A 12,803-nucleotide genomic window follows, 5' to 3' on the forward strand; every position below is an offset into this window, starting at 1 on the left:
CTTGCTGTGTGCGTTCAGTGGAGCGGGAGAAGAGTCTCGAACTCTCGACCTCAACCTTGGCAAGGTTGCGCTCTACCAACTGAGCTACTCCCGCACTGCGTTCACCGCAAGAGCTGCGCATTATGGAGAAGGCCGCTGGGCGTGTCAACACCCTGATGCGATGAGCGTGGGCTCTGGTTTGCGGACAGCTGTGCTAATCTTGCAGGCTGGGTTGATGGCGGGAAACGCCATGCGGTGCAAGAGCCCTGATCTGAAAGCGTTTTTACGGTTTTAACTGTTTTTAATGTCTAGCCAGAACCGTTGTCGGGTGATCCACAACGTCTGCATGGAGGAATGCCATGTCCCGTCGCGTCGTCACGCTCGCGCATTACTATACCGAGCCCCACATCCAGCAAATGGCCGATAAAGTCGGCGACAGCCTGGAACTCTCGCTCTACGCCAAAGAATGCCAGGCCGACACCATCGTGTTTGCCGGTGTGCGCTTTATGGCCGAGACCGCCAAAATTCTTAATCCGCAAGCCGAAGTCATCCTGCCCGATCGCGGTTCCACCTGTTCGCTGGTCACGCAAACCGATGTCACCGCGCTGAAAGCCTGGCGCGAGGCCCATCCGGACCACGTGCACGTGTCGTACATCAATTCGTCGGCCGAGCACAAAGCGCTGTCGGACTGGATTGTGACCAGCCGCAACGTGGACGACATCATTGCCCACCTTTATGCCGACGGTAAAAAGGTCATCTTCTCGCCCGACCGCAATATGGGCGCTTATCTCAATTTTCAGTACGGCTACGACATGCCGCTGTGGTCGGCCGTATGCGAAGTGCACGACAAGTTTAACCAGGCAGCGCTGGACGAAGCGTTTGCCGGCATCAGCACCGCCAAGTATCTGATTGCGCACCCGGAAAGCCCGCTGCCGGTGTTGCAGCAGGCCGATTACGTGGGTTCCACTTCCGGCATGCTTAACTGGATCAAAAGCTACGCCAGCGAGCCCGATGCCACCATTTTTGTGGCGACGGAAGACGGCATTCTCTACAACATGCGTCTGGCGCGGCCAGATCTGAAAATCGAGCAGGCGCCCATTTACGCCGGTTGTCAGTGCAACCAATGCCCGTACATGAAGCTGAACACCACGCAGGCGGTGCAACGCGCGCAGGCGGGCGAAGGCATTCGCATCGATTATCTAAGCGAAGAACAGATGGATCTGGCGCGCCAGCCGATTGAGCGCATGCTCGAATTCTCGAAACGTTATTACGCGTAAATCGCGCCATCCGCACGGGCGGCTATTTTGAGAGATGCAGGCCAATCTCGGAATGCCGCCCGCGCCATTCATTGCCGAGGATGCACGCACGATGCAATACGACTATCTGGTGTTTATTGGCCGGTTTCAGCCGGTTCACCTTGGGCATTTAAAGGTGATCGAGGCGGCCATGCAGCAGGCGGCCAAATTGATCGTGATTTGCGGCTCGGCACGCCAGGCCTCCAGCCCGCGCAATCCGTTTACGCTGGATCAACGCGAAGACATGCTGCGCGCCGCCTTGCCCACTGAATGGCAAGACCGTGTGTTTGTGGTGGGTTGTTCTGACCGCATGTACAACGATCAGCAATGGGTGACCGAAGTCCAAAACCTGGTGGATAAGGTCATTGCGGTCGATACGCTTAGCCTCGGCAAAAGCGAGGCGCAATTCCGTATTGGCACCATCGGCAGTCCCTCACGCCGACATACCTGGTATCTTGATTTATTTCCGCAATGGCAGCGCGTGGAAGTGGCTGATGAACCCGGCATTGACGCCAGCCATGTGCGCCAATGTTTGTTTGACGATAACGGCGCCGGCTTTGCGCAATCGGCGCCGCGTTTGCCCCACGCCGTATATAGCTGGCTGCAGCAATTTCGCGATGGCGCGACGTATGCGCAATTGGCCGAGGAATATCGCTATATCCAGAATTACCGCAAAGCGTGGGCCAATGCGCCGTATCCGCCCACATTTGTCACTACCGATGCCGTGGTGATTCATTCGGGCCATATCTTGCTGGTACGCCGCAAAAATGTGCCGGGCAAAGGGTTATGGGCTTTGCCGGGTGGCTTTGTAAATGGCGATGAATTGGTGCGCGATGCGGCCATTCGGGAATTGCGCGAAGAAACGCGGCTGAAAGTGCCCGCACCGGTATTAGCGGGTTCGATCCGGGCGAATCGCGTATTTGATCATCCCAAGCGCAGTTTGCGCGGCCGCACCATTACGCATGCATTCCTCTTTGAATTGGTACCCACCGGCGAGGGCTTGCCCAAAGTGCGCGGCAGCGACGACGCCGACCGCGCGCAATGGGTGCCGCTGTTTGAATTCAACCGCATGGAAGCGCAATTGTTTGAAGACCATTTCTATATCGTGAACTGGTTTCTGGGCCAGATCTAAACGCATAGGGTGGGTCGAGACCCACCATTCAAAGCCGCAAACAAGAACGCAATCTATCCTTGTTGATGCCTTCGAATGGTGGGTCTCGAACCACCCTATGTTAGAAGCGGCGGGTCAATTCGGCTTCAACGCGTTGGCCAATGACTTCGGTATCGCCTTCGCTTTTTAGCCGCAGCAATTGCAAAGACCTGCCCGCCAGCGCAATCACATCTCCGCTCAAGTAATGCGGCAATTCGTCGGGCAGCGGATTTTCCGTATCGATCAAGCCCGTCCATTCCGACGGCCCCGATACCTCCGGAATCGTAAAATCCACCTGCTCGTAATGCGCATTCATCAGCAGCAGCAGCGTCGAATCACCCGCAGAACGCATAATCCCGCTGGCTTGGGCGCGGCCATCCATCAGCATGCCAAAGCATTTCATATGCGGATCGTGCCAGTGTTCCTGGCTAAGTTCGGTGGCGTCCGGGGCAATCCAGGTCAGATCGCGCACTTCCAGCTTGTCGTTCCACTCGCCCGTCAAAAAGCGCGCGCGACGTAAGACCGGCAGGGCATTGCGCACCAGCGTCAAGCGTCGCACAAACTCAGTCAGATGCTCACCGCGGGTATCGATATGTTCCCAATCCAGCCAGCTGATTTCATTGTCCTGGCAATACGCATTGTTATTGCCGCCTTGCGAATTACCGAATTCATCGCCCGCCAATAACATGGGCGTGCCCTGCGCCAACAAGAGCGTGGCCAACATATTGCGCTTTTGTTTCTCGCGCAATTCGTTGATGCTTTCGTCGCTGGTTTCGCCTTCTACGCCATGATTCCACGAGTGATTATTGTCGCTGCCATCGCGATTACCCTCGCCATTGGCTTCATTATGTTTGTCGTTGTACGAAACCAGATCATTCAAGGTAAAGCCATCGTGCGCGGTGACAAAATTGACGCTGGCCCAAGGCCGCCGCCCGCGGCGGTTAAACAGATCGCCTGATGCAGTCAAGCGCGTGGCCAATTCGGCGGCCTTGCCTTCATCGCCTTTCCAGAAGCAGCGCGTGGTATCGCGAAAGCGATCATTCCATTCCGCCCAGCCGGGTGGAAAGCCGCCCACCTGATAACCGCCGGGGCCGCAATCCCACGGTTCGGCAATCAATTTAACGCTGGAAAGAATCGGGTCCTGGCGACAGCTATCCAGAAAGCCGCCGCCTTCATCAAAGCCATAAGGTTCGCGGCCCAGAATGGTGGCCAGATCAAAACGAAAACCATCTACGCGCATTTCAGTCAGCCAGTAACGCAGGCTGTCGGTCACCATTTGCAGCACACGCGGGTGGCTTAGATTAAGCGTATTGCCGGTGCCGGTATCGTTGATGTAATAGCGGGGATTATCGGGCAGCAAGCGGTAATAGCTGGCGTTATCAATGCCTTTAAAGCTCAGCATCGGGCCCAGTTCATTGCCTTCAGCGGTGTGGTTGTACACCACGTCCAGAATCACCTCCAGCCCGGCGCGATGGAAGCGATCGACCATATTCTTGAATTCCGAAATCGAATTCGAAGAAAAGTATTGCGGATCGGCGGCAAAAAAACCGATCGTGTTATAGCCCCAATAATTGGCCAGACCGCGTTGCAGCAGATAATCGTCATTCACAAATGAATGAATCGGCAATAACTCCACTGAAGTTACGCCCAGGCTTTTAATGTAATCGACGATTTCGGGCTGGCTTAAACCGGCAAAAGTGCCGCGCAAATGTTCGGGCACATTGGGGTGCAATTGGGTAAAGCCACGCACATGGGTTTCGTACAGCACCGTTTTATCCCACGGCACCCGCACGCCACTGCCGATTTCCCACGAAAAATTGGAATCGACCACCACGCATTTCGGCACGTATTTAGCGCTGTCGCGTTTATCGAAACTCAGGTCGCCATCTTTGTGGCCCACGGTATAGGCAAATACCTCGGGCGCCCACACCAACTGGCCCACGTGGCGCTTGGCATAGGGATCTAGCAGCAATTTGTTGGGGTTAAAACGGTGGCCTGCTTCCGGGTCATAGGGTCCGTGCACGCGATAGCCATACACCTGGCCCGGCGCCAGATCCGGGATATAGCCGTGCCAGACTTCATCGGTGTATTCCGGGAGTTCAATGCGTTCCAGCTCGGTTTGTCCGCTGTCGTCGAACAGACACAATTCCACTTTGGTGGCATGCGCCGAGAACAGCGCAAAGTTAACGCCGTTGCCGTCCCAGGAGGCGCCTTGCGGCACCGGCGAGCCTTCTTTGATTGCGGCCAGATTGACTGCCATTCGTTTTTCTCCGCGTCGGGCGGGTGGTGTCATTGAGGTATAGACAGGATTTAATGCAACCCCAATACAGGGAAACCGCCAGATGTTGCGGCACAGCAAAACCCGGCCGCGCACGAGGGCGCAGTCGGGGCAATGCAATGCGTGAGTAGACAAAAATACGCTCGCAGAAAGCGAGCGTAGAAACGCTTGCGGCCCAAGTTACGGCGCGCGCAAACGCGAGGGTTGGGGGGTTGCAGGCTAACCGCGCCGGACGAAGACTCAATCCAGCGTGGTGGTTTGCGTTACGCCCGGCTTGGTGCCTGTGCCAGCGGGGGTCAGCGCGGTGCCGCCTTCGCTTTCCCAGTCGCTGATCGGCGTAGCGCCCGCAGCGCGGCCGGTATCCACCAGTTTGCTGTGGGCCTGCTGGTCACGCGCATTGCGATACAGCATGACGCCCAATCCGGCCACGGCGGCCAGCAATAATGATCGCTTCATGATGTGCTCCAGTCCCTGAGCCCGGCGCATACGCCCAGGCATCGATCGGGTTACGCCCCGTTCGGTTGAGCGGGGCGTGTGTTGGGTAATGCGGCTGTGGCGCTTACTTGACGGTGGTCTGATCGTCCACCGACTTCACGCCTTCCACCGCGGTGGCGACGGTCTTGATCTGATCCTTGTGCGCGGCGGTATCCACCGTTCCGGTCAGCGTGACTGCGCCATCCTTGGAGGTGACATTCAGCTTCAGCGTTGATAGCCCGGCATCTTTGGCCAGCGCGCTCTTCACCTTGGCGGTCAGGCCGGCATCGGACAACGCCGCGCCTGCCTTGTCGGAATTCTGTTTCAGCTTGTCGCCCGCGTCGGCGGTGGCGGCTTTGATCTTGTCGCCGGCTTCAGACGTGCCCGATTTCACCTTGTCGCTGGTGTCGGAAGTGGCAGCCTTGATCTTGTCCCCCGCCTCGGATGCTTCGGCTTTGATCTTGTCGCCTGCGGCGGAGGCATCGGCCGACAGCGTGCTGCCGGTGCTGCTGCTATCGGTGGCCGGGGCCACGTCGGTGGTGCTGGCCGGCGCCATCGGCGGCGACATCGCATCGGCGCTCGAAGCGGGTGCGGATGCGGTATCTGTCGATTCATTCTTGCTGCACGCGCTCAGGCTTAACGCCAGCAGCGCAGCGGTGATCACAAGGGTCGATTTGACCGGGGAGGGTTGCAGGGTCTTCATGTGCTTTTCTCCGTTGTTTGTTATGCGTGTTGTTGACTAAGGCAGAGTGCCGGGGAAGGCCAGGCTGGCCTTCCGGTTCCGGTTACATGAGAATTTTTATGTGTAGGCAGCAACCCGCGGCTTAATCCCAATACGGGCGGGCTTCGTAATGCTTGTGCGTGTCCAGTGCCCATTCCGGCTGGCTCATGTCGGGCAACTCGCCGGGATGGCAAGCCGGTGCGTTCACCAGCGTTTCTTCTTCCACATTCAGCGTAAAGCAGGCCTGATTGGGGTCCACCGACACCGAGTGCCACGGCACGATGCGCAAAGAACCGCTGTCGGTGCGCAGATCGGGGCGCAGCGACACAATCAGATAAGCCACTCGGCCCTGATAAACGTCGATAACCAGGCCTCGCACATCGCCCAGCGCCAGACCTTCAAAGTCCACCACTTCGCCACCGGCCATTTCGCCCGCGACGGCCAGACGCATGGTCGGGCATGCGGCGCGCCCGGCCGTGGCGGGGCGTTGGCTGGCATTGCTGCGCGTGGAGAAATGCGGGCTGTCGTGCGAGAAGTCGTTTTGCGCTTCGTGCACGTGCGGGGTATCAAATTCGATGCCGTTGTTCAGATTCCAAAGTGCCATGATTGCTGCTCCTGTTTCTGTGGTCATACAGCGGGGTATTCAGCGTGCGCGTTTGCGCTAACTTGCGGTACGGCGCGCTGTATTCCGCGTCGATCCAGTTCTTGTCGTGCCGCTTGATTTATCGGGTGGCCCGGGCGTTCAGGACGCCTGCGCCGCCCAGGCATTCAAGCGGTTGTAAAGCGTTTTAAGGCTCACCCCCAGCACGATGGCGGTCTGACGTTTGTCGCCATCAAAGTGCTGCAGCGTGGCCAGAATCGCGTCGCGTTCCATCTCGGCCAGCGACTGGCCCACGCGCCACGTCAGTGTTTCTTGCGCTTCGTCCTGCGGGCTCCAGCTGCTGAGCGGGGCCACCGAGGCGGCATCCAGCGCATGGTCGGCCAGGATGTAAGCGCGTTGCACGCAGTTTTTAAGCTCGCGCACATTGCCGGGCCAGTCGTAACTGGCCAGCCGGGCTTCGGCTTCGGCGGTAAATTTTTTGCTGGTGCCGTACTGGCGATTCATTTCAGCCAGAAAGTGGCGCGCCAGCATCAGCACATCGCCCTCGCGCGCACGCAATGGCGGCAGATTGATCGGGAACACGGCCAGCCGGAACATCAGATCGCGGCGCAATGCGCCGGCGCTGATGGCTTCAGCCGGATCACGGTTGGTGGCGGCCACAATGCGCGCCGTGCAAGTCAGTTCTTCGGTGCCGCCCAGGCGGGTAAATTCGCCGGTCTCCAGCACCCGCAACAGTCGCGCCTGCAAATCGGGCGACATGGCGGTAATTTCATCAAGGAACAAGGTGCCGCCCGCAGCGCGTTCAAACACACCGGCGTGGGTACGTTGCGCGCCCGCGAATGCACCTTTTTCATAACCAAACAATTCGGCTTCCAGCAATGTCGGCGAAATCGCGCCGCAGTTCACCGGCACAAACGGGCCCGCGCTCCGGCTGCTTTTTTCGTGCACGGTTTGCGCCACCAACTCTTTGCCACAGCCCGATTCGCCGAGGATCAGTACCGGCACATCGGTGGGCGCAACGCGTTCGATCATCGCAAACGCCTGACGCAACGATTTGCTGCCGCCAAACATCCGGCCAAATTGCTGGCCATCGTGGTTGGCAGCGTGACGCGCGCTGGCGGGCTGATCGGCATAGCCCAGCAGTGCGTCATCCATAAAACCGGCAATCCGTTCGTTATGCGTCTTGAGCATTTGTATGTTTTCTCCGCGATGCGTCGCTGATGCGAGTGGTGTCTGGCGCCGCCGGCGCGTGGTTGTACAAATTGCGCAGGCTGGCCATGCCAGAGTAAAGCTTGCAGCGGCCTGTCACATTTGGACCGCGTCCGGTTCTTTTGTAGGCGGGCGGCCACACGCTGTCGGCCGCCTGCCTACGTGCCCAAAGCGACCGTTACGCAGCCACCTTGTCCACGCCCGGACGGTCCCAGAAACGATGGAAACGCATGGCGTGCAACAGGTCTTGCGGCACGCTCTTGCCGGTGCTGTCGGCCACCACAATGCCTTGGTCTTTCAGCGCTTGCGGATCGGTGCCGATGTCGGCCAACGGCAGGTTGGCGTCGTCCAGCACAGCAGCGGCATTCACGCCCACGGCGATCGGTTTGCAATGCATGAACGCTTCGGCCACAAAGGCCTTGGCTTTACCCAGCAAACGCAGGCCGTCGATATGTTCTTTGCCACCCGGCACAAACACAGCGTCGTACAACACCGAGCGCGTGTTTTCCAGCGTGGCATCGGGCGTCACGCTATTGCCTTTGCTGTCTTTAACCGGCGCCAACGTCGGCGCAATCAGGTGCCAGCTGACTTGCTCGGCTTTCAGGGCGGCTTGCAGCGCAGCCACTTCGGCGGCGTCGTGGCCTTCGCCCGCGATGATCGCCACTTTGCGACCGGCCACCGAACCACCCGGATGCACCATCGACAATGCGGGCGACGGCTTGTATTGCGGGGCCAGCTTCGGCGCGGGAATGGCGGGGGCGACCAGGCCCAGGCCCTTGGCCACTTCGCCAGCCAGTTCGGCGTCGATATGCGCCAGGTTTTCTACTACACGTTCGCGCACTTGCAGCGTGTCGCACTTCGACAATTCAAACTTCAGCGCATTCTGCAAATGCTTTTGCTCGGCCGGGGTCAGGCTGACGTAGAACAGCGTGGCCTGGCTGTAGTGGTCGGCAAACAGTTCGGGCTTGGCGCGCAAGAACTCGCCGTCCGCCTTTTGCGGAAACTCTTCATAACCGCCGGGCAGCTTGCCGATATGGGCCGGGGCGTCGGTTTGCAGCGAGCTGGGCGCATAGGCCACGCGGCCCATATCCACGCGTTGCTGGCTAAAGCCATCGCGCTGGAAGTTATGCACGGGACAGACCGGGCGGTTGATGGGGATCTGCGCAAAGTTGGGGCCACCCAGACGCAGTAATTGCGTGTCGGTATAGGAGAACAGGCGGCCTGCCAGCAGCGGATCGTTAGTAAAGTCGATGCCGGGCACCACGTGGCCGGGGTGGAAGGCCACTTGTTCGGTTTCAGCAAAGAAGTTGTCCGGGTTGCGGTTGAGCGTCATCTTGCCCAGCTTGGTTACCGGAATCACTTCTTCGGGGATGATCTTGGTCGGGTCGAGCAAGTCGATCTTGAGCTTGGCCGCGTCGGCTTCGCTGATGATCTGCACGCCCAGTTCCCATTCCGGGTACACGCCGTTTTCGATGGCTTCCCACAGGTCGCGGCGATGGAAATCCGGATCTGCGCCGTTGGTTTTGAGTGCTTCGTCCCATGCCACGCCGTGCGTGCCCAGCAGCGGCTTCCAGTGCCATTTAATAAACTGGCTTTCGCCTGCGGCATTGATAAAGCGGAAGGTGTGCACGCCAAAGCCTTCCATCATGCGATAGCTGCGCGGAATGGCACGATCCGACATCACCCACATGATCATGTGGAACGATTCGGGCGTCAGCGAGATGAAGTCCCAGAACGTATCGTGCGCGCTGGCGGCTTGCGGAATCTCGTTATTGGGTTCCGGCTTTACCGAATGGACAAAGTCGGGAAACTTGATGGCGTCCTGAATAAAGAACACCGGAATGTTATTGCCCACCAGATCAAAGTTGCCTTCGTCGGTGTAGAACTTGACGGCAAAGCCACGCGCGTCACGCGCCAGATCGGCCGAACCACGCGAACCGGCGACGGTGGAAAAGCGCACAAACACCGGCGTTTGTTTGGCCGGATCTTGTAGAAAGCCGGCCTTGGTGTATTTCTCGTTGCCCGGATAGGCCTGGAACACGCCATGCGCAGCCGCGCCACGTGCGTGCACGATGCGCTCAGGGATGCGTTCATGGTCAAAGTGAGTAATCTTTTCGCGCAGCACAAAGTCTTGCAGCAGCGACGGGCCACGCACACCGGCCTTCAGCGAATTAGCGTCATCGCTTTCTTTAAGGCCTTGTTGCGTGGTGATGTTGACCGGATCGAATTCGCGGCGAGCGGCTTCGATAGCGGGCAGATCGGAAGGGGCACCGGGTTTTTGGGGCATGGCAGTTCTCCACGGTTAAGCGCGGCAGGCGCGAAGAGGGATAGGGGAATATCGGATCAACGAGACTGTAACCTTGCTGCTTGCACCAGGCTGTCTACGGTCGGATGAATAGCGGGTAGGAATTGGCTGGGAAAATGTAGGTGTGTTGCAAGAAACTGCGTGGCCTGCGCGCGGCGGCGCACGACGGAAAACGGCCCCCGAAGGGGCCGTTTATTGGCAAGTCGGATACGGGCGTTCAGTAACGATCAAGCGATCATCAAACCCGCGGTACTACGGTCTTACTTTTGCTTGCGACGGCGAGCCGCCACCAGCGCAACCAGACCCAGACCCATCAGGGCATAGGTTTCCGGTTCCGGGATCGGGGCCGAGACGTCCACCGTGCTCAGTTCCCACGAGAATTTGCCGCTGTAGTCAGCCGGATTGCACCAGCTGGTATTGCGATCGGCCAGCGCGATCAGACCGGCAAACAGGCGCACATTGGTAGCGCTGCTGAGGTCGAAATCAACGGTTTCAGACCAGCTGGTGCCGTTGACCTTGTCATACGAATAGCTGACCGGCTTGAAGATGTTCCAGTTTTCCAGCAGGGCGTAGCCCACTTTGAACGATTCAGCGGCCTTGCTGGTAAAGCTGAAGGTCAGGCTGTAATCGCCAGCGGCCAGCGAGCCAAAGTTAAGGCCAGTCCAGCCGGTGGTCCAGACGGTTTTGTTCTTGATGTTGGTGCTGCCCGAATCAATGACTTTGGCGCTGGCCATGCCAGACGCGAGTGCCATGCCCAGGAGTGCAACTGCGGCAAGTTTTTTCATGAGTAAGTGCTCCGAAGGTTTTATGATCGTTGTTCGCTACTGCTGACCCGGATATTAAATTTTCGGTCAGATAAGTCAATATCTTAAAAGCGGCTTAAGAAATCCCCGTCACAGCTATTTGTTTAAAAAACTGACGCAAGCCGCGCCGTTGCTTGTTCCTGACGGCCAAGCCCTGTTTTGCAAAAATGCTGAATGCCGACGAAAGGTAAATTCTTTCAGATTAAATCAAGTATTAGCTTACAGTGATATTCGAAAATAGCCCGGTAGATGGCGCTATGCCTGGCGTGTGGCCGGTTATGAAGGCGCAAGGTTTGCTGCGCGCAGCGGAATATGTTGCGACACGCTTGTAGGCGGAGTTGTCAGGTAGAAATAGCCATGCCGGAGGATGTGAGGAGAGGAGGCAACGCGCTGACGGGCCAGAGTGCACACCGACAAGAAGAAGTGGCGTCCGCGCGGCGCACGCGAGATGGGTGAGGCGGGTCACAAGGAAACGTCAGCATAGGGTGGGACTCGGCGTCCCCGTCAAGACCCACCACCCAAGGCCGCCCGCGCAGAACTGACAAGTTGGCACATCATCGTGAAGCTTAAGCGCAGCGGCATGTCGCTGATGGCTTTGAATGGTGGGGCCAGCCCCACCCTATGGCGAGAAACTTCAGCGCACGCGCCCGCCGCCGGTGGGCCATTGCGCAAACTTCCATTCCTGGTAGTTATCTTTGTTGGCAAAGCCCACATAGCTGGCCGGAAAGTTATCGCGCTTCAGCGGCTTGTCCATCGACTTGCTGTACACGCCCATAAAGCCGCCACCGGGCGCGGCGATATACAGCCAGTCTTCGCCGGTAATCGGGTCTTTATACGCATGGCGCAAAAACCGGCGTGGAAACGGCACGCGGTTATCGCTGATCAGATCATCCAGCGAATGCGGATATTGCATGGCATTGGCGTTGCCCTGCTCGGTGTAATGCTTGATGGCCATGCGGATTTCGTCGCCTTCGGCCAGCAATTGCGTTTCTTTCATGCGGCGGATGCGCGTTTGCCAGACGTCGGCCACTTCCGCCAGATAGATGCCGGTAATCAGCACCATCATCAATGCCCACGCGTAGGCAAAGCCGCGCTGGCGCGTGCCCGACGCCTGGGCGTGCTTACCAGTCTTTGAAATTGCTGCCGTCATGCGCCTGTCCATCCGCACCGCTTTTAACGTCGTACACGCCGGTGCCGTTTTCGGGCGCCGTCACCACCCAGCTATCGCGCTTGCCGGTGATGGGGTCCAGCGGCACTTCGCGCAGATATTTTTTGCTGACCAGTTCGTCCAGGTTATCGGGATAGCGGCCGGTGTCGGCATCAAACTTGTCGATGGCGTCGCGCATGGCGATCAGGTTGTGGCGCAGCACCACTTCTTGCGCGCGATCGGTTTGCTGAAAATAGCGTGGCACCACCAGCGTCAGCAGGCTGGCCATGATGGCCAGAACCACCAGCAATTCGATCAAGGTAAAGCCACGGCGCGAATTACGACACAACATCGGTCACCACTGTCGATAAGGCACGCCGTTAAGACCGACGCCCTCGGATAAGGAGTAAACATCGTACACGTCGCGTCCTTCTTGCGGCGAGTCGGGCGGGCTGGCGTAGCTGCGCTTGCCCCAGGTTTCTTCGTTGCTGCGACTGGCGCAATCGCAAAACGGATCACGCGGCAAGCGGCGCAAAAAATAAATCTTTTTGGCGGTCGGGTCTTTCAGGTCTTTTACGCCGTCCACTAGCAGGCTTAGCGTGGGCGGGTAGCCGGTTTCATCGATCGATTTGTTGATACGGCCATCGTCCACGGCTTGCTTGTACGCATCGATGGCGGCGCGAATCTGCAGCAGATCGCGCTGCAGTTCCTCTTCGCGATTACGCTGCGCGCCGATCTGCCACAGCGGCAACGCCACCGTGGCCAGTACGGCCAGGATGGTGAGCGTCACCATCAGCTCGATCAGCGTAAAACCGCGCGTGCGCCGGGGCAGCGACGTCAT

At 58.4% G+C, this 12,803-nt stretch carries 12 protein-coding genes and 1 tRNA gene; 2 read left to right on the plus strand and 11 right to left on the minus strand.

Annotation, left to right across the window (positions count from 1 at the left end; all coding sequences use genetic code 11):
* Positions 1-18 precede the first annotated feature (18 nt).
* A tRNA-Gly gene (locus WG78_RS02580) sits at positions 19-94 on the minus strand.
* A gap of 244 nt (positions 95-338) precedes the next feature.
* On the opposite strand from WG78_RS02580, the gene nadA reads away from it, so the two are divergent.
* The gene (gene nadA, locus WG78_RS02585; RefSeq protein WP_053936234.1) at positions 339-1,256 is read left to right on the plus strand and encodes a quinolinate synthase NadA; all 918 of its coding nucleotides are present in this window, start codon (positions 339-341) and stop codon (positions 1,254-1,256) included.
* 91 nt (positions 1,257-1,347) lie between these two features.
* Positions 1,348-2,406 carry a bifunctional nicotinamide-nucleotide adenylyltransferase/Nudix hydroxylase gene (locus WG78_RS02590; protein ID WP_053936633.1) on the plus strand — a complete coding sequence of 353 codons (1,059 nt, stop codon included), beginning with the start codon at positions 1,348-1,350 and terminating at the stop codon, positions 2,404-2,406.
* 100 nt (positions 2,407-2,506) lie between these two features.
* Here the strand turns inward: WG78_RS02590 and glgX are convergent, their stop codons facing one another.
* From glgX to WG78_RS02640, 10 genes are all read right to left on the minus strand, one after another.
* Positions 2,507-4,684, minus strand: a complete 2,178-nt coding sequence (glgX, locus tag WG78_RS02595; RefSeq protein WP_053936235.1) for a glycogen debranching protein GlgX — start codon at positions 4,682-4,684, stop codon at positions 2,507-2,509.
* A 258-nt stretch (positions 4,685-4,942) separates the two neighbouring features.
* Positions 4,943-5,158 (minus strand): hypothetical protein, encoded by a 216-nt coding sequence (locus WG78_RS02600; protein WP_053936236.1) that lies wholly within the window; start codon positions 5,156-5,158, stop codon positions 4,943-4,945.
* 103 nt (positions 5,159-5,261) lie between these two features.
* Positions 5,262-5,879, minus strand: coding sequence for a BON domain-containing protein (locus WG78_RS02605; protein ID WP_083458731.1), 618 nt, complete (start codon positions 5,877-5,879; stop codon positions 5,262-5,264).
* 121 nt (positions 5,880-6,000) lie between these two features.
* Complete coding sequence (locus tag WG78_RS02610) at positions 6,001-6,501, minus strand: PRC-barrel domain-containing protein (RefSeq protein ID WP_053936238.1); 501 nt, start codon at positions 6,499-6,501, stop codon at positions 6,001-6,003.
* 138 nt (positions 6,502-6,639) lie between these two features.
* Complete coding sequence (locus tag WG78_RS02615; protein WP_236691966.1) at positions 6,640-7,689, minus strand: sigma-54 interaction domain-containing protein; 1,050 nt, start codon at positions 7,687-7,689, stop codon at positions 6,640-6,642.
* 196 nt (positions 7,690-7,885) lie between these two features.
* The gene (locus WG78_RS02620; protein ID WP_053936239.1) at positions 7,886-9,994 is read right to left on the minus strand and encodes a catalase; all 2,109 of its coding nucleotides are present in this window, start codon (positions 9,992-9,994) and stop codon (positions 7,886-7,888) included.
* Positions 9,995-10,272: 278 nt separating this feature from the next.
* Positions 10,273-10,797 (minus strand): PEP-CTERM sorting domain-containing protein, encoded by a 525-nt coding sequence (locus tag WG78_RS02625; protein ID WP_053936240.1) that lies wholly within the window; start codon positions 10,795-10,797, stop codon positions 10,273-10,275.
* Positions 10,798-11,449: 652 nt separating this feature from the next.
* Complete coding sequence (locus tag WG78_RS02630) at positions 11,450-11,965, minus strand: hypothetical protein (protein WP_083458732.1); 516 nt, start codon at positions 11,963-11,965, stop codon at positions 11,450-11,452.
* On the minus strand, positions 11,937-12,314 hold the full coding sequence (locus WG78_RS02635) for a type II secretion system protein (RefSeq protein ID WP_053936242.1): 378 nt from the start codon (positions 12,312-12,314) through the stop codon (positions 11,937-11,939). Before WG78_RS02635 ends, WG78_RS02630 begins: the two co-directional genes overlap by 29 nt.
* Before the next feature lie 3 nt (positions 12,315-12,317).
* Positions 12,318-12,803, minus strand: a complete 486-nt coding sequence (locus WG78_RS02640; RefSeq protein ID WP_053936243.1) for a type II secretion system protein — start codon at positions 12,801-12,803, stop codon at positions 12,318-12,320.

The organism is Amantichitinum ursilacus, from assembly GCF_001294205.1.
GTDB lineage: Bacteria > Pseudomonadota > Gammaproteobacteria > Burkholderiales > Chitinibacteraceae > Amantichitinum > Amantichitinum ursilacus.

Bases quoted from the DNA above. Each gene is read 5' to 3' on its own strand.
- WG78_RS02620 (WP_053936239.1), bottom strand. From the start codon at position 9,994: ATGCCCCAAAAACCCGGTGCCCCTTCCGATCTGCCCGCTATCGAAGCC.
- nadA (WP_053936234.1), top strand. From the start codon at position 339: ATGTCCCGTCGCGTCGTCACGCTCGCGCATTACTATACCGAGCCCCAC.
- WG78_RS02625 (WP_053936240.1), bottom strand. From the start codon at position 10,797: ATGAAAAAACTTGCCGCAGTTGCACTCCTGGGCATGGCACTCGCGTCT.
- WG78_RS02605 (WP_083458731.1), bottom strand. From the start codon at position 5,879: ATGAAGACCCTGCAACCCTCCCCGGTCAAATCGACCCTTGTGATCACC.
- WG78_RS02630 (WP_083458732.1), bottom strand. From the start codon at position 11,965: ATGACGGCAGCAATTTCAAAGACTGGTAAGCACGCCCAGGCGTCGGGC.
- WG78_RS02610 (WP_053936238.1), bottom strand. From the start codon at position 6,501: ATGGCACTTTGGAATCTGAACAACGGCATCGAATTTGATACCCCGCAC.
- WG78_RS02590 (WP_053936633.1), top strand. From the start codon at position 1,348: ATGCAATACGACTATCTGGTGTTTATTGGCCGGTTTCAGCCGGTTCAC.
- WG78_RS02635 (WP_053936242.1), bottom strand. From the start codon at position 12,314: ATGTTGTGTCGTAATTCGCGCCGTGGCTTTACCTTGATCGAATTGCTG.
- WG78_RS02600 (WP_053936236.1), bottom strand. From the start codon at position 5,158: ATGAAGCGATCATTATTGCTGGCCGCCGTGGCCGGATTGGGCGTCATG.
- WG78_RS02615 (WP_236691966.1), bottom strand. From the start codon at position 7,689: ATGCTCAAGACGCATAACGAACGGATTGCCGGTTTTATGGATGACGCA.
- WG78_RS02640 (WP_053936243.1), bottom strand. From the start codon at position 12,803: ATGACGTCGCTGCCCCGGCGCACGCGCGGTTTTACGCTGATCGAGCTG.
- glgX (WP_053936235.1), bottom strand. From the start codon at position 4,684: ATGGCAGTCAATCTGGCCGCAATCAAAGAAGGCTCGCCGGTGCCGCAA.